Genomic DNA, 22,127 nt, shown 5'->3' with positions numbered 1-22,127 from the left:
AGTTGGTTCCATGTCCAATCTGTTTGCCGAGTTTCAACACCTCACAAGGGGCAAATTCGTCCCTTACGCCACCTCGCTGAGAAAAAGCACGGATGCCACGTTCTTTCTCGTACGCGACGAGCTCGACAAGTATCTGATCGTGATCGGCAAGAAGGGGATATGCGAACTGTTCGAAGGTCAAAAGATTGGTGAGATCGATCGACAGGACGTTGTCCTGTGTGCCAAAAACGATAGAAACTGTCAAAGTCTCATGAGTCTGTTTCCCTCACTAAAACCACAGATTTGCAACGCGAAACTTTCGTTTGGTTTTGGAGACAGGCTTGGTGTGGCTACGGCCGCGCACGCTCAGTGTGTGCAAAAAGAAAAACTGTTCCCCATTTTTGCCCAGCAGTCAGTTCGGGAGATATCACGAACGGAGAGAAACTGGCTCGACGTGTTACACAGCGCCGTATGGGGTGTGTTCGAGAGTGGCTACGACGGGCCCTTCGGAGCGGACGCGGACCACGTGAAGAAGATTGAAGATCTGGAGAGCGCGGCACGCGCGGGCTACACCATGTTCACGATCGACCCTTCGGACCATGTCAAGGATCCTGCAAAATTTGACAAGAGAGAACTCGTCAGGTTCTACGAAGAGCATCCAATGAGACGCACACTCGAAATGAAATACATCGGAAAGAGCTTCACGGTCCTTGGAGAAAAACTCACGTTCGACGAAGAAAACTTTGCGGAGGTGTTCGTGACCTACATCGATGCGATCGAACATGTGGAGAAATGCTACAGGGCACTGCGAGCAGTGTGCAAGACGAGCTTCGATCTGGAGGTCTCCATAGACGAGACGTCTGTACCAACAACGTCCCTTGCACACATCTTCTTCGTGCAGGAACTCGTGAGGCGCGGTGTGGAATTCCGAACCTTAGCGCTGAGGTTCCCGGGAGAGTGGCAGAAAGGAATTGACTACGTGGGTGACATCGATCTCTTCTCTGAGAACCTTGACAAGCACGTCGCTATCGTCAAAATGTTCACAGGTTACAGATTGTCTCTGCACTCCGGTAGTGACAAGTTCAGCGTGTACCCTATCTTAGCTGAGAAAACAGATAGAACCATCCACGTCAAGACAGCTGGAACGAGCTATCTGGAAGCCATCAGGGTCGTTGCGAAGTTCGCTCCGGATCTGTACAGACAGATCCATAAATACGCTCTTTCAAGATTTGACCAAGACAAAGCTTCCTACCACGTCACGACGGAGCTTTCGAAGATCCCAGACGTTGATAAACTTGAAGATTCAGAGCTTCCGTCCTTACTGGATCAACCTGACAGTAGACAATTGATACACATAACTTACGGTTCCGTTCTGACTGCGAAAAAAGAGGGTAGATCTCTCTTCAAAGATCGTATAATGAGAGTGTTGTTCGAACACGAAGCTGAGCACTACGATTTTCTCAAAAAGCACCTTGGTAAACATATCCAGCTTTTGGGTGTTTGAAAGGGGTGTGAGGATCATGAACGAGGCGTACAAGCTTTTCAGTCTCGAGGGTAAAGTTGTTGTCATCACCGGTGGGGCTGGAATCTTGGGATCCGCGATAGGAGAAGGCATGGCAAGGTTTGGAGCCAGCATCGCAATATGCGACATCAGAAACTACGAAGAGAGAGCGAACGAATTTAGATCCAAAGGCCTCAACGCCAAGGGTTATCACATGGACGTGATGAACATCGAGAGCATCAGGAAAGCTCACGATGAAATACTCAAAGACTTCGGCAGGGTGGACGTGCTCATAAACGCAGCAGGTGGGAACATGCCAGAAGCGACCACCTCACCGCAACTCAGCTTCTTCGACATACCTTTGGAGGCGCTCCAAAAGGTGGTTGGCCTGAACTTGTTCGGTGGCGCGATACTACCATCTCAAGTCTTCGGAAAGACGATGGTGAAGAATCCCGAGGGTGGTTCGATCATCAACATCTCTTCGATGGCCGCGTTCAGACCCTTGACGAGGGTACTTGGCTATTCTGCAGCGAAGGCAGCCGTGAGCAACTTCACTCAGTGGCTCGCTGTGCATTTGGCGCTCGAGTACAGCAAGAAGATCAGAGTGAATGCGATTGCCCCAGGTTTCTTCCTCACCAGCCAGAACCGATACCTCCTGCTCGATGAGCAGGGCAACCTCACCGCGAGGGGTAAAGCGATCATCGATCACACACCGATGGGCAGGTTTGGCGATCCCGAGGACCTCATCGGTGCCTGTGTCTGGCTCGCTTCAGACGCCTCCAAGTTCGTAACCGGTGCGGTCATCCCTATCGATGGAGGTTTCAACGCCTACTCCGGTGTGTGAACAGAGGTGTTCAAGATGAAGTACATTGAACGGTTGCAGGACAGTCTTGACAGAACAGATTTGCTGCAACTGATCCGGGAAACCCTACCGGACAGAAAGCTTGAAAAAGTCCTGCTGATCCATCCAGATTACACGCGTGTCGATTTCTCACACCTGCTCGTTCCCATCATCCACGGAGAGTTGAAGAAGAGAGGTTTGAGAACTCTTCACACGCTCAACGCGAGTGGAACCCACAGGGCAATGAGCGAGCAGGAGATCAGAAAAAAACTTGGACTTTTCGAAGAAGAGTTCGTGATGTTCAACCACGATTATGCAAACCCAAATGCACTGATGAACGTTGGTGAACTGAGCGCAGAGTTTGTGAGCCAAAAGACAATGGGGGATTTGCAACAGCCTTTACCGGTGACACTCAACAAGCTCTTCTTCGAAAAGTACGACCTCATCATCGTTTTGAGTGGAACCTCTCCGCACGAATCTACTGGATTCTCCGGTGGACTGAAGTCGATCATACCAGGCATCGCAGGACCCGATGTGGTCGGACTCTTCCATTGGGCTGCTGTGCTCATAGGCATTCCGAGATTGATCGGGCTTGTGGACAATCCCGCGAGGGACGTGATCAACGAGGCCAGCAAAATGGCTTTTGAAAAAGTTCGTTCCCCCGTGATCTTTTACAACATGGTCTATGAAGAATCTTCGTCCGGCGTTCTGGCGAAGGGTCTTTACTTCGGCGAAGGGTATGAAGGAGCTCTCGAGGCGTACAGGCGAGCGGCGGAAGCGAGCAAAAAAATTCACATCGTGTACATCAACAGGCCCGTGAAACGTGCCGTGCAGGTCATCGACGAAAACTACGACGAGATCTGGACGGCGGGCAAAGGCTCGTACAAACTGCAACGTCCCGGCGTGATAGAACCCGGCGGTGAGATCATAATCTATGCACCACACATAAAGATCTTCCACTCAAACAAGCAGATGGATCAGGCCATAAGACAGATCGGCTATCACTGTAAGGACTACGTGAAGGAGTTTTTGAAGAGACATCCCAATTTCGACAGGAACGTCGCTGCACATGTGATAAATGTCCGAGGCGATGGAAGGTACGATCCTGTCACTGGCAAGGAAGAATGCCTGTTCAACGTCACACTCGCCACAGGAATAAGCAAAGAAGACTGCGAAGCTGTTTCACTCGGTTACAGACCCTGCCAATCGATACGCCGTGAAGATTTCATGGATGAGGATTCTCTTTGGATAGAACATGGAGGCAAGTTCCTTTATGAGCTGCGTGGAAACAACTGACTGTCATTCCCTGAAAACCAGCAGTTAACAATTGTGCGCAATAATACTTTCGCTCAAAAAGCACGCCTTCCGATCCCGAGCCTCGGTGCCCTTCACAGGGTCGGCAAGGGAGATGACGAAGGCGGAAGGTTCAACCAAATCGGGAGGTGTTTTGATGCCGGTTATCACGATGAAACAGTTGCTCGAAGCAGGTGCACACTTTGGCCATCGCACAAGACGCTGGAACCCCAAGATGGCACCGTACATCTACGGTAGCCGCAAGGGAATCTACATCATTGACCTGCAGAAAACGCTCAAGCTCATCGAAGAAGCTTGTGAATTCATTCGAGCCAAGGCAAGTGAAGGCGGAACCATGATCATGGTCGGTACGAAGAAACAGGCTCAGAGAGTCATTGAAGAAGAGGCCAAGAGATGTGGCGCTTTCTATGTCAACAACAGGTGGCTCGGTGGATTGCTGACGAACTTCAAAACAATCAAATCCAGGATCGACAGACTCATCGAGCTCGAACAGATGGAAGAGAGTGGCGAGCTTGCAAAGCTACCGAAGAAGGAGCAAAGCAGGCTGAGAAAGGTGCTCGAGAAACTTCGCAAGAACCTCGGTGGTCTGAAGGGAATGGAGAAACTTCCCGATATCGTGTTCGTTGTCGATCCGAGAAAAGAAAAGAATGCGGTCGCCGAAGCGAACATCCTTGGTATACCTGTCGTGGGCATCGTGGACACCAACTGCGATCCTGATCCCATCGACTATGTGATCCCGGCGAACGACGATGCGATAAGGTCCATCAAACTGATCGTGTCCAAGATAGCCGACGCTTATCTGGAAGGTAGAGAGGGTGTCTCCTTTGCTGAGCCGGAACCTCAGCAAGCACCGAAAGCTGAAGTTCTCGAGGAGAAGGAGAGCGAGATAGACATCTCAGATCTGTTCGAAGACACCAGCTTCGAAGAGGAGGAAGAATGAGGGGGAGTCGATCCCCCTCTTTTCATTCATGAGGGTGCATTTCAAGACCTACGGTTGTCAGATGAACGAGAACGATACACAGATCATGGCAGGAATTTTACTCCACGAAGGCTTCGAGATCGTCGATGAACTTGAACTCGCCGATGTGGTCATACTGAACACGTGTGTAGTGAGGCAGAAATCACAGGACAAATATCACTCGGCGCTCGGTCAACTCGTAAAATTGAAAGGGCAGGGAAAGATAAAGCTGATCGGCGTGGCTGGTTGTGGTTCGAACCTCGAAGGTGAAAAGCTTTTGACACTCGGAGCCGATTTTGTTATTGGTTCACGTTCGATTGTGGATGTCGCTGAAGTGCTGAGAAGATCCGCAACCGGAGAGAAAGTGGTTCACCTTGAAGACAGAACGCACCTTCTCGAAGCGGACATTCCGAGATTTCGCAAGGTGAAACACCACGCATGGATAACCATCGTACACGGTTGCAACAGGTTCTGTACTTACTGTATCGTGCCGTACACCCGCGGCAGAGAACGCAGCAGGCCCATGCAAGACGTACTGAGAGAGGTCGAAAGACTTGTCGCAGAAGGCACGATCGAAGTCACCTTCTTGGGCCAGAACGTGGACGCTTACGGTAAAGATTTGAAGGATGGCACAAGTCTGGCAAGGCTGATCGAGGAAACGAGCAAGTTTGAACAGATAAAAAGGATATGGTTTTTGACATCTTATCCAACCGACATCACAGACGAATTGATAGAAGTGGTTGCGGAAAATCCCAAGGCGGCAAAATCTTTTCACATACCTGTCCAATCCGGTAGCGATCGTATCCTGAGGATGATGAATCGTCGTTACACTTCGGCACAGTTCCTGAGCCTGGTGGAGAGAATACGATCACAAGTGCCTGATGCGTCGATAAGCAGTGACATCATCGTGGGTTTTCCGACAGAAACTGATCAGGATCATCGAGAAACGATCAATCTGGTGCGTCAAGCAAGGTTCGAAAGACTCAATCTGGCCGTTTACTCACCTCGACCTGGCACAGTGGCGGCAAGGTTCTTCAGCGACGATGTGCCGAGGGAAGTCAAAGTCGAACGGCTGAACCAGCTGCTGGAAATCCAGAAGCAGATAAACGCCGAGCTGAACGGTGCGTACCTTGGCAGAGTGGTGGAAATCATCGTCGAAGGTAAGACGAAGGATGGTTCTTACTACGGGCGTGACATCAGGAACAAGATCGTCATCTTCACAAGCGATGAGCAATTGAATCTTGGTGAAACGGTGCGCGTGAGAGTGGAAAGAACGACGGCGGGGCCACTGTACGGGAGAAAGGAATAGAAAATGCGAGCCCTGGTGGGCCCGCCAAAGCCGTGGGGGGTGTATCTCAAGGGGGATAGGGGGGTTCCTGTGTTCACTTTCCAACTACATTGTAAAGGTTCCAAGTTACATTATCTATCAGTTTAAGTTCCTGTGTGACAACGTTTGTGTTAACAAATCTCTAACTAAACTGGTCCTAGATTCTGCCTCATTATTCTTGACCTCTCCGCCTGATCTCTGGTTCAAACACCTTTGCGAACCTTCTGAACGATGAACTGGCTCAACACGTCCTCCAGGTTGGGTCTTCCTATCTCCTGCAACTCGTACCTGACCCTAACTGCGGGTTTGTTGAGCTTCATGAGTCTTCGCAGATCGATCGGTGTGCCGATGATCACAACATCAGCATCTGCGTTGTTTATGGTCTGCTCGAGCTCTTTCACCTGTTTTTCTCCATAGCCCATCGCTGGAAGTATCAGGTCCAGATGCGTGTATTTTTTGTAGGTGTCCAGTATCGAGCCAACAGCGTAGGGCCTCGGATCAACGATCTGCGATGCACCGAACTTCTTCGCTGCTACGAAACCTGCACCGTAACGCATTTCCCCGTGAGTTAGAGTTGGGCCATCTTCCACAACGAGTGCCCTCTTGCCTTTGATGATGCTTGGATCCTCGACGAATATGGGTGAGGCAGCATCCACGACGATGGCCCTCGGATTCCATCTTTCGATGTTCTTCCTGACGATCTCTATGGCCTCTGGTGAAGCCGTCTCTTCCTTGTTTATGACCACAACGTCCGCCATGAGCAGATTGGTCATGCCGGGGTGGTATGTTACCTCGTGACCTGCCCTGTGTGGGTCGGCCACTACGATCAAAAGATCGGGTTTGTAGAACGGAAAGTCGTTGTTGCCACCGTCCCAAAGGATGACGTCGGGATTCTCCGCCTCGGCGCTGTCGAGTATCGCTTTGTAGTCAACTCCAGCGTAGATCACCGACTTTCTGTCTATGTGAGGCTCGTACTCCTCGCGTTCTTCGATCGTGCACTTGTATTTGTCCAAATCTTCGTACGTCGCGAACCTCTGCACCTTCTGCGCCACCAAATCTCCATAGGGCATCGGGTGTCTTATCGAGACTACCTTAAGACCCTTCGATCTGAGTATGTCCAAAACGCGGCGCGTCGTTTGACTCTTGCCACATCCAGTCCTGACCGCACAAACGGCCACGACGGGTATGTTGGAGACGATCATCGTGTGCATCGGTCCCATGAGCTTGAAGTCTGCACCTGCGGACATGACGATCGCGGCTCTCTCCATGACGTATTGGTGTGATAGGTCACTGTAAGCCAAGATCACTTCATCGACGTTGTACTTCTTGATCAACTCGACGAGCTTGGACTCAGGTTCGATCGGTATCCCGTTCGGATAGAGTTTGCCCGCGAGCTCTGGTGGGTATATCCTGCCTTCTATGTCCGGTATCTGGGTCGCTGTGAACGCCACTACCTCGTATTCTTCGTTGTCTCTGAAGTACACGTTGAAGTTGTGAAAATCTCTGCCAGCCGCACCCATGATGATGACCCGTTTACGCACTATGAACACCTCCTGTTCAGTATTTGTTGCCCCGATTAATATACCAAGAAAGATCTTTCCTGTCACGTCTCGAACCCACCGTGTTTCATGCGCTAAAGTCGATCTCACCCGGACAGGGGTCAGTTTTTTGATTATGCTCACGTATGCATGAGTATGCTTGAGAATGCATCTTCTGATATACTTTGCTCAGCGAACGTTCGACGAGGTGATGAGCGATGCACTACTTCTACTTGATCGTAACGCTTTTGTTTTTTTCCTCCATCGAGGTTGTCACGAAGCCTGTTTCTGGAAAGATCGATCCGTTCTTCCTGACGTTTTTCCGATTCCTTATTGGAGGTAGTTTCTTGATACTCTTTTCACTCTTCTCTAAGAAAAGAATCGAATCACACGATCTACCCAAACTAATACTCATCGGTTGTTTGAACGGTGTGATTTCTATGAGCTTGCTTCAACTTTCTGTGAAGTATTCCAACGCCTCAACCGCCGCAACTCTAGTAGCGATGAACCCATTGTACGTGAGCATGTTTTCCCAGCTTCTCGGTAAAGACAGATTGAGCAGGCGAAAGTGGTTTGGTGTCGCGCTCGGTGCCCTTGGAGTACTGGTCCTTTCCTCGGCGAACGTTTCTGGCGACAGTGCGTTAGGTATCGTTTTTGGTATTTCAGCTTCCATCAGTTTTGCACTTTACACCGTGCTCATGAAGGATTTTTCGAACAAGTACGGTCCACTTCTGGCAACCTCTGTTTCAACCTTTGCTGCGGGGATTGTTTACGGCGCGCTGCTTGCCATCTTTGGAAGGCTCTCTCTATTGGATGTGAACTGGTGCGAAGGTTTGATTTTTCTCTACGTAGGTATCGGTGTCACCGGTGTGGCCTACGTGACATTTTTCAAAGCGATCCAGCACTTTGGTCCTGTGAAAACGAGTGTCATATTCTACTTGAAACCAGCCGTAGCGAGTTTTTTAGCATTCTTGTTGCTATCGGAAACTGTCAACGCTCAAAAGATCATCGGAACGATCATCGTGGTGGTGTCTTTGTTTTTGAAATGATGATGTGGTATCATGGTAAGCGAGGCAAAAAATATGAAACAAGCACTGTTGATTCTTCTGCTCGTTTGTTCTCTTCATTTTGCCTTGTCTTTGAGAGTGGGGATATACGACAATCCACCTCAGGTGTACCTGCTCGATGGTCGCCCCGCTGGTCTCTACATAGAGGTGCTCGAAAAGATCGCAAAGGAAAACGGTTGGAAAATTGAGTACGTTTTTGCCACCTTTCCGGAGCAACTTGAGAACCTGAAGACTGGCAGGATCGACGTACTCGTGTCCATAGCGTACACGGAAGAACGCGCGAAGGTGTACGACTACAACAGTGAAGCTCTACTGCTCAACTGGGGCGTGATCTGTGTTCAAAAAGATTTTCAGTACAGAGACATTACAGATCTTGCGGGAAAAACTGTGGCTGTTGGCAAAGGAGACGTGTATGGTCAAGCGTTCTTGAGAGAACTGCAGCGCTACTCGGTGTCTGTGGACTTGCTCGAACTGCCCGATTATCCTGACGTTTTGAGGGCCGTCCGGGAAAGACGTGCCGTGGCTGGTGTTGTGAGCAGAATATACGCCGTACAAAATCACGAGAAATTCGGTGTGAAGATCACGGGCACTATCTTTTCTCCGGTTGAGTTGAGGTTCGCGTTCCCAAAAGGTTCTGCAATCAACGCAACGTTGATAGACAAAATCGATGAGCATCTCAGAAAACTCAAGAGTGATCACGAAGCTTACAACAGTTTGATCGCGCGCTACCTCGGGATGGAGAAGCGCGTGATTCCACCTTGGTTGGCGACACTTCTCTTGGTGACTGGTGTTGGGCTCGTCGTCTTTGCGTCTTGGACTTTGAGCTTGCGTGTGATGGTGAAGCTCAAGACAAAAGAACTGTTGAAAGCAAACGATGAACTCAAGCAGTTGAACGAAGAGATCACGGCACAACAGCAAGAGCTTTCGGCGCTGAACGAACAATTGGAGAACACTTACGCGCGGTTGGAAAGTTCTTTGAAGCGTTTCGGTGATGTTCTGAGCTTTCTCTCTGGCATCTCGCCAGATGTGTCGCGTGAGGATTTCTACACGATGTTTCTCTCCTCGGCGCAGAGGTTCGATTCCAACGCTCTTGTGGTATTGATGGACGATGACGTGTGTTATCTTCTGGAAGATGGTTCAATGAAGAAGACCTCCGTGAAAGGACTCACACTGTTGCATGATAGAAAGAAACTGTTGGATCTCGTGAGTGAGGCGTTGAAAATCAATTTTGAAGCGGTCGTTTACGACGTGTCTAAAGACGGCGAAACGGCACTCCTGTTCCTGTACAAGGACCACGTCACGTATTGTGTCGAAGAGGATCTTGCGAAAGCACTGTGCTCGGTCCTGACAATCTACACAAAATTGAAGAAGCACGAAGAAGCCCTGGCGTCTCTCAGCGAAGGTGTCACACGCGCGTTTCTCAGAGCACTGGAGTTCCACGAACAACACACAGCAAAACATTCAGAGACGGTGAAAAACTACGCAGTGAAGATGGCTGTAAAACTCGATCTGGATGAGCGTTGGGTGCGGCTCATCAGTTGCGCTGCTTTGCTCCACGATCTTGGGAAACTCGCCATTCCCAGCACGATTCTGAACAAACCTGGGAGGTTGTCAGCGGAGGAGTTGCAGCTGGTGAAGCAGCATCCGGTGATCGCCGCGGAGATCATTCGGCACATCAAAGGACTCGAAGAAGTCGCAGAGATCGTACAACACCACCATGAAAGATGGGATGGTAAAGGTTATCCTGACGGTTTGTCGGGCGAGGAGATTCCGCTCGGCGCCAGAATCTTGTGCGTTGCGGACGCTTTCGAGGCGATGACTTCGAACAGACCCTACAGGAAAGCGATGAGCATCAGTGAGGCTGTCTCGGAACTGATCAACAATGCGGGCAAGCAGTTTGATCCCAACTTGGTACTGATTTTCCTCGAAATACTCAAAGAAGAAGGAGTGATGGTGGTTGAAAGTTGAAAAGTCACGTGTCGCTTTGTCAATGTTCTTCATCGTCGTGCTCATCGTTCTTCTGAACGCCGACCAAATGGTCATGTCACCGAACATTGGCAAGATCGAGGAAGAATTCAAGGTGAGTGACGCACAGATAGGCTTCGTTGGGGCAGTCTTCACTGTGATCGGTGCCGTGATCAGCTTGGTGTGGGGTTATTTCGCAGATAGGTACAATCGAAAACGTCTTCTGATCTATTCGATACTCGTTGGAGAGATACCGTGTTTGATGACGGCCTTCTCAATGAACTTCGGTCAGTTCTTCTTCTGGAGGATGCTCACAGGTATAGGCGTTGGCGCATCTTTCCCGATCGTCTTTTCATTGATTGGGGACATGTTCGATGAAGTAAACAGAGCTAAAGTTGCAGCACTCATGGGTGCAGCGATAAGCGTTGGAAACATTCTCGGTATGGTCGTGGGAGGCTTCGTTGGCCCCACGTTCGGCTGGCGCGTTCCCTTCGTGCTGGTTTCTCTGCCCAACGTGGTCTTAGCCATGGTTGCCCTGTTCGTCCTTCAGGAGCCAGCGAGGGGAGCCTTTGAGAAAGGCATAGGAGAACTCGTCAGAGCAGGCTATGCCTATCCTAAGGTGCCAAAAGTTGAAGACTACGCGAAACTGGTGAGCATCAAAACGAATTTCCTCTTGTTCCTTCAGGGCATAGCGGGAACGGTACCATGGGGTGCAATACCGTACTTTCTGGTCGAGTTTTTCAGGAGGGAGAGGGGCCTGTCCGTCGAGCTCGCAACGCTCGTGTTCGTTGTTTTCGGAGTTGGGAATATCCTTGGAACGATCATCGGTGGTTGGATTGGCGCTATTCTGTACAGAAGATCGAAACCGCTTGTTCCTCTGTTCTGCAGTTTTACAACCGCCGCAGGCGTCTGGTTGACGGTGTTAACGTTCGATTATTCCAACGCGACAGGTTCTGGTCTGTACGTCTTGATGCTTCTCGGTTTGCTCGCCGCGCTCACCGACAGCTTGACAGGGCCGAACGTGAAGATGATGCTCTTGAACGTGAACGAACCGCAGGACCGTGGCAGGATCTTTTCGATCTTCAATTTGACCGATTCTTTGGGCACGGGCATTGGGAGGTGGATAGGGGGGTTGCTCTCGGTGGGCTTGGGTTCGCTCGGGGCGGCGATGAAGGTTTCTGCGTACTTCTGGTTGATCTGTTCGTTCTTCCTCTTTCTTCTCATCTTCAGATTTGCGAAGGATGTCGAGACTTTGGAATCACAGATGGAGGCTCTCGCTCAACAAATGGAGAAGTGAGGAGGTGTGGAGATGTTCCCGAAAGATTTTCTCTTTGGAGCATCGATGTCCGGTTTTCAAGTCGAAATGGGTTATGCGAAGGGCGATCTCGATCCAAACACGGACTGGTTCGTGTGGGTGAGGGAACCTGAAAACTTGATCAACAGCGTCGTGAGCGGTCATCTTCCCGAGTACGGTGTGGGCTACTGGTACAACTTTCCGACGATCCACAAACTTGCATCCGATTTTGGGATGAACGTGCTTCGGACCAACATCGAATGGTCGCGCATCTTTCCAAGACCAACCTACGACGTAGACGTAAAGGTGGAGCAAACTGAGTCGGATATCACATCCGTGCAGATCGACGAGCGTGCGCTCAGAGAACTCGACGAACTCGCAGACAAGGAGGCGGTGGAGCATTACCGTGAGATCTTCTCGGATATGAGAAAGAAGGGCTTGAAGGTTTTCGTCAACCTCGTGCATTTCACGCTGCCCATCTGGTTACACGATCCGGTCGCTGTTCATAAAAGACAAGAAACTGACAAACTCGGCTGGGCAAGCAAGAGGAGTATCGTGGAGTTTGCCAAGTTTGCAGCTTATGTGGTGTGGAAGTTCGACGATTTGGTCGATATGTACAGTACCTTCAACGAGCCCAACATCGTGAGCCAGATGGGCTACGTGATGAGTGTCTCTGGTTTTCCTCCCGCGGTATTCGATACAGAGAAATTCTTCGCCACTTTCGTGAACCAGATCGTTGCGCATGCGAGGGCTTACGATGTCATGAAAACACTGACAAACAAACCCGTAGGATTGATCTACGCAGCATCAATTTACGAATCGACCAACAGTGATGCAGAACTTGAAGAAAGCGTAGGTCAGTTCATGAACTTTGCGTTCCTCGACGCAATCAACAGTGGTGTCCTTTTGTTCCAAACAAGAGAAGATCTCGCAGGCAGACTTGACTTTCTTGGTCTGAACTACTACACCCGTACTGTGATCCAGAGATCGGCCCAGGAACTGAGTTTTGGTCTGGTGAACATGAACTGGTCCATCGTTCCAGGTTACGGTTACAGTTGCCAGCCCGGCGGTTTCTCGCGAGACGGAAGACCGGTGAGTGATTTCGGTTGGGAGACTTATCCGGAAGGCTTGCTGAAATTGCTCCGTATGATGAACGAAAGGTATGCCCTGCCAATTTACGTGACCGAAAACGGTGTTGCGGATGCTCGCGACTGGCTCAGGCCATACCATCTTGTGGCACACATGTACGCGGTGGAGAGGGCCGTCGAAGAGGGTCTGAACGTGAAAGGCTACTTGCACTGGTCTATAGTGGACAACTACGAATGGGCGAAGGGATACCACATGAGGTTCGGGCTGGCCGAGACGAACTACCAAACCAAGTCGTACAACCCCAGGCCTTCGATGTACATCTTTAGAGAGATCGTGAAGGAACTATCAACGGAGAAGTTCAGAAGTTATCTTTCATCCCCGTACCAGATTTGGAGACAGAAGGGCTGAGGCTTGAGAAGAGAAGCCTGAACGCATTGAAAGTACAAAGAATCATTACACCCGTGTCGGCGAAGACACCTTGCCACATGGTTGCCTTACCCATTGCAGCCAAAATCATGAATGCCACTTTTGTACCGATGGCAAGGACGATGTTTTGAAGAACGATCCACCTGGTTCTTTTAGAAATCGTGAAGAGGTGCCATACCTGTATCGGTTCTGCGTTCATCAGCACGGCATCGGCGATCTCGATCGCACTATCGTTTCCAAGCGAGTTCATGGCAACGCCAACGTTGCTCCGTGAAAGCGCCGGAGCATCGTTGACGCCATCGCCCACGAACATTGTTGTCCCATCTTTCATGATCCTTTCTTCCAACAGCGCAAGTTTGTCTTCGGGTCGAAGGTTGGCGAAGTACTGAACTTGCCCTAAATTCTCCGTGACTTCTTTGACCGCACCCTCAGAATCTCCGCTCATCACGTACACCTTCAAGCCTGCCTGTCTCAACTTTTTCACAGTCTCCTGCGCTGTGTTCTTCAGTTTCTCCTTGAAAACGAACGTTCCCGCGTACTGTCCATCGACACCAAGGTGCACCACCTTTGCCTTAGCTTCGCACACACTCTTCGGATGCTCCACGTGTTCTTCGTGCAGAAACCTGTCGTTGCCGAGATGGACGAGCCTATCCGCGACGACGGCTTTCACACCGAGCCCCGGAATTTCTTTCGAATCCTTCAGCAAGCTCGCATTGACCTTGAAGGATTCAGAGAGCGTCCTCGACAAGGGATGGTTCGAGCCTAAAGCCGCATGTGCCGCTAAGAACAAGACTTCATCTCTGGAGAACCCTTCCTGGGGTTCAACGGAGGCAAGTTCGAGCGTTGTCTCGGTCAACGTGCCAGTTTTGTCGAAGACGACGTTCTCGACATCCGCGATCGCATCCAAGTACTGTGCGCCTTTCAAGAATATTCCCTTTCTCGAAGCCTTTCCGAGCGCCGCGACGTAGGTCAACGGTACGCTGAGCACCAGCGCACAGGGACAAGAGATTACCAGGAGAATGAGGGATCTGTAGAGAGATTCAGAGAAGTTCAGAGCAAAAACAAAACGGAGCACGAAGATCAGCACGACCGCACCGATGACAACGGCGGGAGTGTAGTACCTTGCGAACTTCGTGATGAACCTTTCCGCCTTTGTCTTCCTCTCCTGGGCTTTCTGCACGAGCTCGACCACTCTCGCCATCGATGAATCTCTGTATCTTTTGGATATTTTCACCTTCAAGGTCCCGTTTTCCACTATGGAACCAGCGTAGACATTTTCTCCTACGGTTACGGCTTGTGGCAGAGGTTCGCCCGTGAGATGGGACACGTTGATCTGTGCCGATCCTTCAACTACGATTCCATCGCTTGGAACCTTCTCACCGAGCCTCACGAGAACTACATCTCCCACCATCAGTTCGTCCACGTGAACCTGCTCAATCGAGTCCTGTTTCAACCTCCACGCGTACCTCGGCGATTCAGTCAAAAGCTTTTTCATCTCTCTTCGAGATCTGTCGATGGTGTAATGTTCGATGAACTCTCCGAACCTGTAAAGAACCATCACGGTTGCTGCCTCTGGAAATTCTCCAAGAAACAAAGCGCCAAGTGTGGCGATGCTCATCAGACTGTTTTCATCGAAGAACTTGAGTCGAGCAAAATTCTTGATAGTCTTCTTGAAAACTTCGAAGCCTGACAAAAGATAAGCGAACAACGAAATCTGCGGTTTTCCCATGAGCAAAGATACAAGAAGCGAAGAACCTGAGAGGATCAACAAAAAGAGGGTCGAAGAGCGTCTTTCTTTGTGATCGACATGGCACACTTCGCAGCTTTCCACTTCACTCACTCCTTTGCGTGTTCCAAGGCCGAAGAAATGAGCTCAAGCACGTGTCTGTCCTTGAGCCTGTAAACAACCTGCTTGCCAATCCTGATGGAGTCTACGAGACTCGAAAGTTTCAACACTCTGAGCTGGTGAGATATGGCTGAGGATGAAAGCGATAGGATTTCAGAAAGGTCGCACGTGCACAAGTTGGCTTTCGAAAGGGCAATGAGAATCTTCAGGCGAGTCTCGTCTGCGCACGCCCTAAGGAGTTTCACCATCTTCTCTACGATCTCTTTCGTTTCAAGTTCAGCCTTGATCTTTGAGACCCGCTCTTTGTGTTCGTGCCTCTCATCGCAAACGTTTCTCACCCAATCACCTCAACAATTGAGCAATTGTTCAATTATAAGTATAACACAAGAAGCGTCTACAGGTTAATGCATTGATGTTCTTCAGACACAAGACGGCGCTCCGAACGAGCGTTCAAAGCGTACGAATTGACCGTCCTTTCAAAAGTCGTTCTCTTCGACCCACACACTCAGTGAATCAACCACGTCTTCACATGTTTGATCTTCGTTTTCTCGCTCAACGGTTCTTCAGCGAAGTCCACCTCGATCGCTCGACGGGTCGTTTTCATCGATGGTTCAGATCCATCCGGACAAAACAACCTCAAGATCACGCCTTCTTCGGATGGTTTGAAGGCAGACAAAAAGCCCTTTTCGACTCCGATGTCGATCCTCGGTAACTTTTCAAATCTCGCTTGAACTGCGAGTGGTGCAATCGCGCATTCTCTGACGGCCTTGTAGACGTTTTCAATGTCGTAGTCGTCGTGCAAAAGGATCGAAAAACTCGCCTTGTGCTCTCCCAATCCCTGTGCTTGGGGTGTTTCGAAACCCGGCCCAGCGTGCCCAGGACGTGTGATCAGATCGTTTCTTGAAAGCCATCCAACGCTTCGGAGTATCGTCAAATGAAGGCCTTTTTCGTCCACGAAGACTTCTCTCAATCCTTTGGGGACTATCGTCATTCTGTACTGCGGAACGCTGACGAACCAGTACGTCGGAAACTGGTTTTCGGGTAACTCTGACCAGGAAGAATAATCGCCTTCGAGCTTCTGGATCGATCTCTTCACGGGTCCAAAATAACCATCGCTGATCAGTTCACTCAAGCCTTTCAACGGAAAAACAACACTCATTCTGTGATCTTTCGCGGTGTTGTTGAAGAAGACGTCGACGTCCACCCTTTTCATGTCCCTATGGAAGGTGTAGACGAACCTGAAGGGTATCGAGACGGTCTGCCTGGACCTACTCTTTCTGTCCGCAGCGATCTGGGCAGGCACCTCGAGCGAAAAACGTGCCTCGACACGCTTAAAGAAGCTTGAATCTATCAGCGTTTCGATCTCGGCGATGCAGTTCTTCGAATCGTACTTCTCTTTACACGCGTAACTGTAGTTGTACTCGTCACCGACATCCTCGACATCCTCAACGTAACACAGATTCTCGAGCGACTTTCCATCGTGCTTTGCCTTCAAGGTACCGTTTTGCTGGATAGTAAAAATCGATTCAAACGTACCAGCTTTCTGTCTTTCTCCGTGAACGAAGCTGAGCTGCTTGAACGACAGACCCTGGACGGGTGTTTTCAAAAAACATCTGTACCAGCGGCCTTGATCTTTGAACACATCGATCGTCGAAGGGTGGGAGTAGAAATCGATCAACGTGTTCAAATCTTTCTGGACGTCCTCGGTGGGGAACAAAACACATTCAATAGGCCTGCCATCCTGGCTCACCAACCTCCACTCACCCTCGGGCAATCGAACGTTCAGCTCGACGACGCCGTCGTACTCGCTCTCCGTTGGGTTGAAAAGGGTGATGCCCATCTTGTCGACGGGCTTGCCACACATCTCGAGCAAGGCTCTCACCAAGATCGCCTTTCCATGGTTGATTGCCCTCGCCAATCTATCCTGAACGTTCTTGTGGACTTCGTCCACGCTACAACCACACAAACTGTCGTGTGGATGGCACTGCAGAATCAGTTTCCAACCGTACCACAGACTCTCCAGCGGAAGATCGATACCGCCGAGTTTTGCTGTCGCAAAGAGGGGTTCCACGTAGTGCAGATAGAGTCTTTCTGCTTCGTACTGCATGAGCTTTTCCCAGATTCTCGCCGACAACACGTCCTTGAGGATGGGGGCACGCTTTGGACTTCTCAGCTCTCCAGACAAGCTTTCTCTGGGCTTTTTCAACCGCGAAACGTACTCTTCGAGCGAGGCGTGAACGAACTTCATCTCCTCGTTGCTGATCTCCTTCAAGATCTTTCCCACGTCGGGTCTGGGCATCTCGTGGTCCGTGCCATTCATCAAGAGTGGTTCGTTCTCTGGGTCCAAGCTGGTCAGCAACTTCGCTTCCGATAACAGATGTGACTTGAAGTGTTCCTCGTCTTGGCCCCAGTGTGCCGCATTCGAATAGCTGTGCACCAGATAAACCGTATCTATGGCCTCTCCCATTGGAGAACTCCATACGAAACTCGTACCTTTCACATCGTCCACACCACGCCAAACCACGGCCCACTCCATCCCAAGGCCTTTCAAGATTGTGGGCGTGTACGCGTTGTGTCCGAACATGTCTGGCAGGTAGGCAACTCTCGAGAGGGGCACGTTGAATCTCTTCGCAACCTGCTGACTGTACAGATAATTTCTGATGAAAGATTCTCCGCTTATCAAAAACTCGTCGGGGAGCACGTACCAAGGTCCCACGGCGATCTTACCCCGTCTCACAAGTTCGAAGAATTCTTCTTTCGTTCCATCGTTTTCAACGAAATCTTCAAGCACCACGGTTTGACCGTCCAAGTGGAAATGTCTGAAGGTATCTTCCGTCTTCAAGATCGACACGAGCTGGCTCAGTAAGATCGAAAGCCTCTGCCTGTAGACCTCGAACGTGGTGTACCATTCCCTGTCCCAGTGCGTGTGTGTCACGACGAACACTCTCTTCATCTTCACTCACCTCGAGTCAGGTAGATGGGATTGCTTATCAAAATTGGTCTTTCCTTCTCATCGAACGCGAGCAAGGTCAGAAGGTCTTCCTTCTCTTCGACCTCGATCCTTTCTTCGAAAGTTCCATAAACGTTGAAGCTTCGTACCGTTTTCTTTGTCACGACCAGAAGGTTCGACTTTGGTAAGTTTTCTATTCTCAGAAATACATTTCCATCGTGTTTTGCAGTTTCGCCGACGTTGTTTCCAGAAACATCGATGTTAACTTCTCCGATCGAGGAGAGATAAGTTCTACCGAACTTGATCGACCAGAGCACTTCCATCAGTTCCAAACTCCTCGCTGAGACGTAATTAGCCATCCAATCTCTTTCGTCCTTCGTGTGCAAATCCCTGCCTGCGGTGGCGATCACCCTCTTGCCACTCCTGACCGCTTTCAACCAGCTACCTATGGCTTCGTAGTTCAGTTCCAACCTGGACAGATCGGCGTTCCAAACTTCGACAAAATCTGCATCGAACGGATCGAATTCGTACGTCCATTTGCATCCAACGCAGGCTGGTTCTCCCATTACGAATGGATGAGCAACACCGATCAGGGCGTTCTGTGCGTGCGCTTCACGGACGATCTCATCGAAATCTTTCTCCCTTCCCTCTCGATCCTTCCAGTCGACGAATGTCTTACCGCCAAGAACAAGTGCATGGCCCTTGAACGTGTTCATCTCTTGGCCGGGAAAGCCCACAGCACCGGGAAGCTCTTCGAGTTCTCTCCAGCCAGAGATGTTACTGTGGTCGGTCAGAAAGAAGAAGTCAAAACCTTTCTCTTTGAGGAACATCGAAAGTTCACTCACACTCATGGTTCCGTCGCTGTGCCGAGAGTGAGTGTGGAACTCTCCTTTGAAGGTTTTGAACCCTTCTTCACCTTCACACAGAATCTCAAGTCTGTAGTGAACATCACTGAAGAGATAATGATTCTCGAAAAAGACTGTCCATCTTCCAGGTAAGGGGCGTGTCTGAACGGCAGCTTCGCTGGCTTGTGGCGCAACGACGAAGTTCTTCGTACCTCTGTCGCACCTACCCATGAACCTTCCGAGCGAATCGTAGAAGAGGAGATTCACGTGGTTCTGCACGGGACCGAGCGATGTGGGAGAGTACTCAAAGCGGACGGTGAGTTTGCTGGCGTTGCGTGGAACATCGAAATCGATTTTCTTCACCGTCTTGCTCTCGCTCAGGTTTATTTTGCCTTCGAAGATCACGCCTCATCTCTCCTGCGTACACGAACACCGTTTTCGTCAAAAACGTGCAGTTTGTCTTTTCTGAACTTCAAAAATATTCTATCACCGCTTCTATAGGGCACATCCTCGAAGACCAAGACCCTCAAGGAATTCATGTTCACTTTGACCGTCACCACCGTCTCAAATCCAAGTGGCTCGACCACGTAGACCTCACCGACGAGATCCCCTTCTTTGGTGTTCAGAGCGATGTTCTCAGGTCTTATTCCTATGAATCCCCTTTCTTTCGGGAACTCAATCAGTGCCAGCTCTGAAAGATCGATCTTTTGACCGTCCAGAATGCATGCCGGACCATCAAATCGACATTCGACGATGTTCATCGGTGGATTGCCTATGAATGACGCCACGAAGGTGTTCGCCGGTGTATCGTATATTTGTCTCGGTGTTCCCACCTGGAGTACATGGCCTTGGTTCATCACAGCGATCTTCGTCGAAAGCGCCATCGCTTCGGACTGATCGTGTGTCACGTAGACTACGCTCGTTCCGAGTTCCATACTGAGCCTCTTCAAGAAACTCCTCGCCTCTATCCTCAGCTTCGCGTCAAGGTTACTCAACGGTTCATCCAACAAGAACACGTTTGGTGTCTGTATCACTGCTCTCGCCAATGCGACTCTCTGCTGTTGTCCTCCGCTGATCTGTTGAGGGTACCTTTCAAGTAAATCGGATATCTGAAGGCTCTCCGCAACGAACGCAACCTTCCTTTCGATCTCTTTCTTTGGAACCTTCCTAACGAGCAATGGATAGGCGATGTTCTCCCTAACGGTCATGTGGGGATAAAGTGCATAATTCTGAAAAACCATCGCCACGTTTCTGTTCTTCGGAAGTTCCATCGTGACATCCCTTTGGGCGATGTAGATCTTTCCTTCGTCTGGAAACTCCAGTCCAGCGATGAGCCTCAACGTGGTCGTTTTTCCACAGCCGGAAGGTCCGAGCAACGTGAAGAAGTCTTGCCTTTCGATCTGCAAATTCACCTTGTTGACCGCTACAACGTTTGAGAATCTCTTCGTCACACTCTCCAAAACGATCCACGACAAAGTTCTTACCCCCTCAACCTTTGATGCCACCATAGAAGGAAAAACCGAATTTACGTTCTATGAGCACGTAGGCAAAGATAACGGGCAGGGTGTAAAGAAAAGCGTACGCCGATATCATGCCTATGTCCGGAACGCCCACCTCACTAAAAAAAGTGTAGATCGCAACTGAAACAGGGTACTTGCTCGTCGATCTGAGAAGAACGAACGGCACAAGGAAGTTGCTCCAAGACTGTGTGAAAACGAGCATCGCTATGACGATGATCCCCTTGCTCGAGAGTGGTAAGAAGATGCGAAACATGACCTGCATAGGGGAACTCCCATCCACGAGCGCCGCTTCTTCGTAAGTTCTTGGTATCGAGTCGAAGAAGTCTTTCAAGATGAACAAAGCGGTGGGCATAATCCCACCCGACAGCGTCAAAATCACACCCAGTTCGGTGTTAACCAATCCGAGCCTCAGATTCAAGATGAATATCGGTACCATCGCAGCGGCACCACTCACCACACTCGAAAAAAGCACGAGCATGTACAGAAGAACGTTTCTCCCCTTAAAATCGTGCCTGGAAAGAACATAAGCTGCGAACAGCGCACACGTCGTCACCAAGACGACCACCGAAACGGAGATCACGAGGCTGTTGCGAAAGGCGTTTATCGCGGTCCGGTTCTGGAAGACGCGCGCGAAATTGTTCAACGTGAATCCGCTCAGAGAGATGAACAGAGAAGGTCTGATTGAAAACGGCGTGACAACGAGCCAGACTATGGGGCAGATGAAGAAAGCCACGATGGGTGCGAGGATTATGTAGGAAACGATCTTGCTCGTTCTTCTTGGATCTTTCATGCCCTTCTCCTCCTGGACAGGCTCAAATAGAACATCGCGAGCGCGAAGTTGATCAACAACGCGATCGTGGCGATGGATGCACCGTAACCGAGTTTGAAGTATCGAAATGCCGTTCGGTAAATGTATATCGACAGAAGTTCAGTCCTGAACGAGGGACCTCCACCAGTAAGCAAATAGGGAGTGAAAACGTTGAAGGTCCAAAGTGTTATGAGAATCAGGTCGGTCAGTATGTAAGATTTTATGTTTGGGAAAACGACGTCTTTGAATTTTCTCCAACTCGATGCGCCTATCACTTCCGCAGTTTCAAGATAAGAAGGTGGGATCGTTTCCAAGGCAGCAGAAAACAATAGCATGGAGTAGGCAGTTCCTCGCCAGACGTTGAAGACGATGATCGTCAAAAGTGGATACTCATAGAACCAGTTGATCTTGTTCAAACCAATCGCAGAAAGAAGCACGTTCAACGTTCCATAATCTTTATCGAGGAACGCTATCCACAGATAGGCAACCACGACTTCTGGTATGATCCACGCCAGGATCACCACGCTTTGAACGAAACTCTTCAGTCTCCGCTTTCTGTAGGTGAGCAAGGCGAGCGAAAGTCCAAGCCCCGCTTGACCGATGATCGCAGACCCGAGGACAAACAGAAGTGTTATTCTCAGTGCGTTGTAAAAGAATCTATCGCTCAAAACCTTCGCATAGTTTTCAAACCCCACAAAATCAGGATTTCTCGCTTTGGCTCCGGTGAGTGTTTCGTTCGTCATGCCTATCTTCAAGACCCAAACACCCGGCAAGATGAGAAACACAAAGATCAAACTCAGCGCAGGTATCAACAAGAATATGATGACCTTTCTACCCATCAAAGACCGTTTCAATCTCT

17 protein-coding genes are annotated in these 22,127 nt (G+C 50.0%); 9 read left to right on the top strand and 8 right to left on the bottom strand.

Annotated features, from left to right (window positions below; all coding sequences use genetic code 11):
• Window positions 1-10 precede the first annotated feature (10 nt).
• From AJ81_RS08085 to miaB, 5 genes are all read left to right on the top strand, one after another.
• Window positions 11-1,483, top strand: coding sequence for a tagaturonate epimerase family protein (locus tag AJ81_RS08085; protein WP_031505053.1), 1,473 nt, complete (start codon window positions 11-13; stop codon window positions 1,481-1,483).
• Window positions 1,484-1,499: 16 nt separating this feature from the next.
• Window positions 1,500-2,324 (top strand): SDR family oxidoreductase, encoded by an 825-nt coding sequence (locus tag AJ81_RS08080; RefSeq protein WP_031505052.1) that lies wholly within the window; start codon window positions 1,500-1,502, stop codon window positions 2,322-2,324.
• A gap of 15 nt (window positions 2,325-2,339) precedes the next feature.
• The gene (locus tag AJ81_RS08075; protein WP_051368986.1) at window positions 2,340-3,617 is read left to right on the top strand and encodes a lactate racemase domain-containing protein; all 1,278 of its coding nucleotides are present in this window, start codon (window positions 2,340-2,342) and stop codon (window positions 3,615-3,617) included.
• Between the two features lie 154 nt (window positions 3,618-3,771).
• The gene (rpsB, locus tag AJ81_RS08070) at window positions 3,772-4,575 is read left to right on the top strand and encodes a 30S ribosomal protein S2 (protein ID WP_031505050.1); all 804 of its coding nucleotides are present in this window, start codon (window positions 3,772-3,774) and stop codon (window positions 4,573-4,575) included.
• A gap of 28 nt (window positions 4,576-4,603) precedes the next feature.
• Window positions 4,604-5,902, top strand: a complete 1,299-nt coding sequence (miaB, locus tag AJ81_RS08065; protein ID WP_031505049.1) for a tRNA (N6-isopentenyl adenosine(37)-C2)-methylthiotransferase MiaB — start codon at window positions 4,604-4,606, stop codon at window positions 5,900-5,902.
• 221 nt (window positions 5,903-6,123) lie between these two features.
• On the opposite strand, the gene AJ81_RS08060 is transcribed toward miaB, so the two are convergent.
• Complete coding sequence (locus tag AJ81_RS08060) at window positions 6,124-7,461, bottom strand: cyclic 2,3-diphosphoglycerate synthase (protein ID WP_231845477.1); 1,338 nt, start codon at window positions 7,459-7,461, stop codon at window positions 6,124-6,126.
• 215 nt (window positions 7,462-7,676) lie between these two features.
• Between AJ81_RS08060 and AJ81_RS08055 the strand changes: the two genes are divergently transcribed.
• The 4 genes from AJ81_RS08055 to bgaS are packed head-to-tail and all read left to right on the top strand — an operon-like array spanning window position 7,677 to window position 13,281.
• Window positions 7,677-8,507 (top strand): DMT family transporter, encoded by an 831-nt coding sequence (locus AJ81_RS08055; RefSeq protein ID WP_031505047.1) that lies wholly within the window; start codon window positions 7,677-7,679, stop codon window positions 8,505-8,507.
• A gap of 33 nt (window positions 8,508-8,540) precedes the next feature.
• Window positions 8,541-10,493 (top strand): HD domain-containing phosphohydrolase, encoded by a 1,953-nt coding sequence (locus AJ81_RS08050; RefSeq protein ID WP_064462344.1) that lies wholly within the window; start codon window positions 8,541-8,543, stop codon window positions 10,491-10,493.
• A 16-nt stretch (window positions 10,494-10,509) separates the two neighbouring features.
• The gene (locus AJ81_RS08045; protein WP_031505045.1) at window positions 10,510-11,787 is read left to right on the top strand and encodes an MFS transporter; all 1,278 of its coding nucleotides are present in this window, start codon (window positions 10,510-10,512) and stop codon (window positions 11,785-11,787) included.
• 12 nt (window positions 11,788-11,799) lie between these two features.
• A complete protein-coding gene (gene bgaS / locus AJ81_RS08040; protein WP_031505044.1) occupies window positions 11,800-13,281 on the top strand; it encodes a beta-galactosidase BgaS in 1,482 nt (493 codons plus the stop codon).
• On the opposite strand, the gene AJ81_RS08035 is transcribed toward bgaS, so the two are convergent.
• The 7 genes from AJ81_RS08035 to AJ81_RS08005 all read right to left on the bottom strand — a co-directional run bounded on the left by AJ81_RS08035 (window position 13,232) and on the right by AJ81_RS08005 (window position 22,122).
• Window positions 13,232-15,130 (bottom strand): heavy metal translocating P-type ATPase, encoded by a 1,899-nt coding sequence (locus AJ81_RS08035; protein WP_051368791.1) that lies wholly within the window; start codon window positions 15,128-15,130, stop codon window positions 13,232-13,234. The genes bgaS and AJ81_RS08035 overlap by 50 nt on opposite strands.
• 5 nt (window positions 15,131-15,135) lie before the next feature.
• Window positions 15,136-15,483, bottom strand: coding sequence for an ArsR/SmtB family transcription factor (locus tag AJ81_RS08030; RefSeq protein WP_031505042.1), 348 nt, complete (start codon window positions 15,481-15,483; stop codon window positions 15,136-15,138).
• 167 nt (window positions 15,484-15,650) lie between these two features.
• Entirely contained in the window at window positions 15,651-18,098 is a 2,448-nt protein-coding gene (locus AJ81_RS08025; protein WP_031505041.1) for a glycoside hydrolase family 38 N-terminal domain-containing protein, read from the bottom strand.
• 2 nt (window positions 18,099-18,100) lie between these two features.
• Complete coding sequence (locus tag AJ81_RS08020) at window positions 18,101-19,345, bottom strand: CehA/McbA family metallohydrolase (protein WP_031505040.1); 1,245 nt, start codon at window positions 19,343-19,345, stop codon at window positions 18,101-18,103.
• The gene (locus tag AJ81_RS08015) at window positions 19,342-20,415 is read right to left on the bottom strand and encodes an ABC transporter ATP-binding protein (protein WP_038059848.1); all 1,074 of its coding nucleotides are present in this window, start codon (window positions 20,413-20,415) and stop codon (window positions 19,342-19,344) included. The genes AJ81_RS08020 and AJ81_RS08015 overlap by 4 nt, the downstream gene beginning before the upstream one ends.
• 13 nt (window positions 20,416-20,428) lie before the next feature.
• Window positions 20,429-21,250, bottom strand: a complete 822-nt coding sequence (locus tag AJ81_RS08010) for a carbohydrate ABC transporter permease (protein ID WP_031505038.1) — start codon at window positions 21,248-21,250, stop codon at window positions 20,429-20,431.
• Window positions 21,247-22,122 (bottom strand): carbohydrate ABC transporter permease, encoded by an 876-nt coding sequence (locus AJ81_RS08005; RefSeq protein WP_231845478.1) that lies wholly within the window; start codon window positions 22,120-22,122, stop codon window positions 21,247-21,249. The genes AJ81_RS08010 and AJ81_RS08005 overlap by 4 nt, the downstream gene beginning before the upstream one ends.
• Between the last annotated feature and the right edge of the window lie 5 nt (window positions 22,123-22,127).

The organism is Pseudothermotoga hypogea DSM 11164 = NBRC 106472 (assembly GCF_000816145.1).
GTDB classification, from domain to species: Bacteria; Thermotogota; Thermotogae; order Thermotogales; family DSM-5069; genus Pseudothermotoga_A; species Pseudothermotoga_A hypogea.
This window is presented reverse-complemented; position numbering and strand designations above follow the sequence as displayed.

Bases quoted from the DNA above. Each gene is read 5' to 3' on its own strand.
- AJ81_RS08085 (WP_031505053.1), top strand. From the start codon at position 11: ATGTCCAATCTGTTTGCCGAGTTTCAACACCTCACAAGGGGCAAATTC.
- AJ81_RS08080 (WP_031505052.1), top strand. From the start codon at position 1,500: ATGAACGAGGCGTACAAGCTTTTCAGTCTCGAGGGTAAAGTTGTTGTC.
- AJ81_RS08075 (WP_051368986.1), top strand. From the start codon at position 2,340: ATGAAGTACATTGAACGGTTGCAGGACAGTCTTGACAGAACAGATTTG.
- rpsB (WP_031505050.1), top strand. From the start codon at position 3,772: ATGCCGGTTATCACGATGAAACAGTTGCTCGAAGCAGGTGCACACTTT.
- miaB (WP_031505049.1), top strand. From the start codon at position 4,604: ATGAGGGTGCATTTCAAGACCTACGGTTGTCAGATGAACGAGAACGAT.
- AJ81_RS08055 (WP_031505047.1), top strand. From the start codon at position 7,677: ATGCACTACTTCTACTTGATCGTAACGCTTTTGTTTTTTTCCTCCATC.
- AJ81_RS08050 (WP_064462344.1), top strand. From the start codon at position 8,541: ATGAAACAAGCACTGTTGATTCTTCTGCTCGTTTGTTCTCTTCATTTT.
- bgaS (WP_031505044.1), top strand. From the start codon at position 11,800: ATGTTCCCGAAAGATTTTCTCTTTGGAGCATCGATGTCCGGTTTTCAA.
- AJ81_RS08025 (WP_031505041.1), bottom strand. From the start codon at position 18,098: ATGAAGAGAGTGTTCGTCGTGACACACACGCACTGGGACAGGGAATGG.
- AJ81_RS08010 (WP_031505038.1), bottom strand. From the start codon at position 21,250: ATGAAAGATCCAAGAAGAACGAGCAAGATCGTTTCCTACATAATCCTC.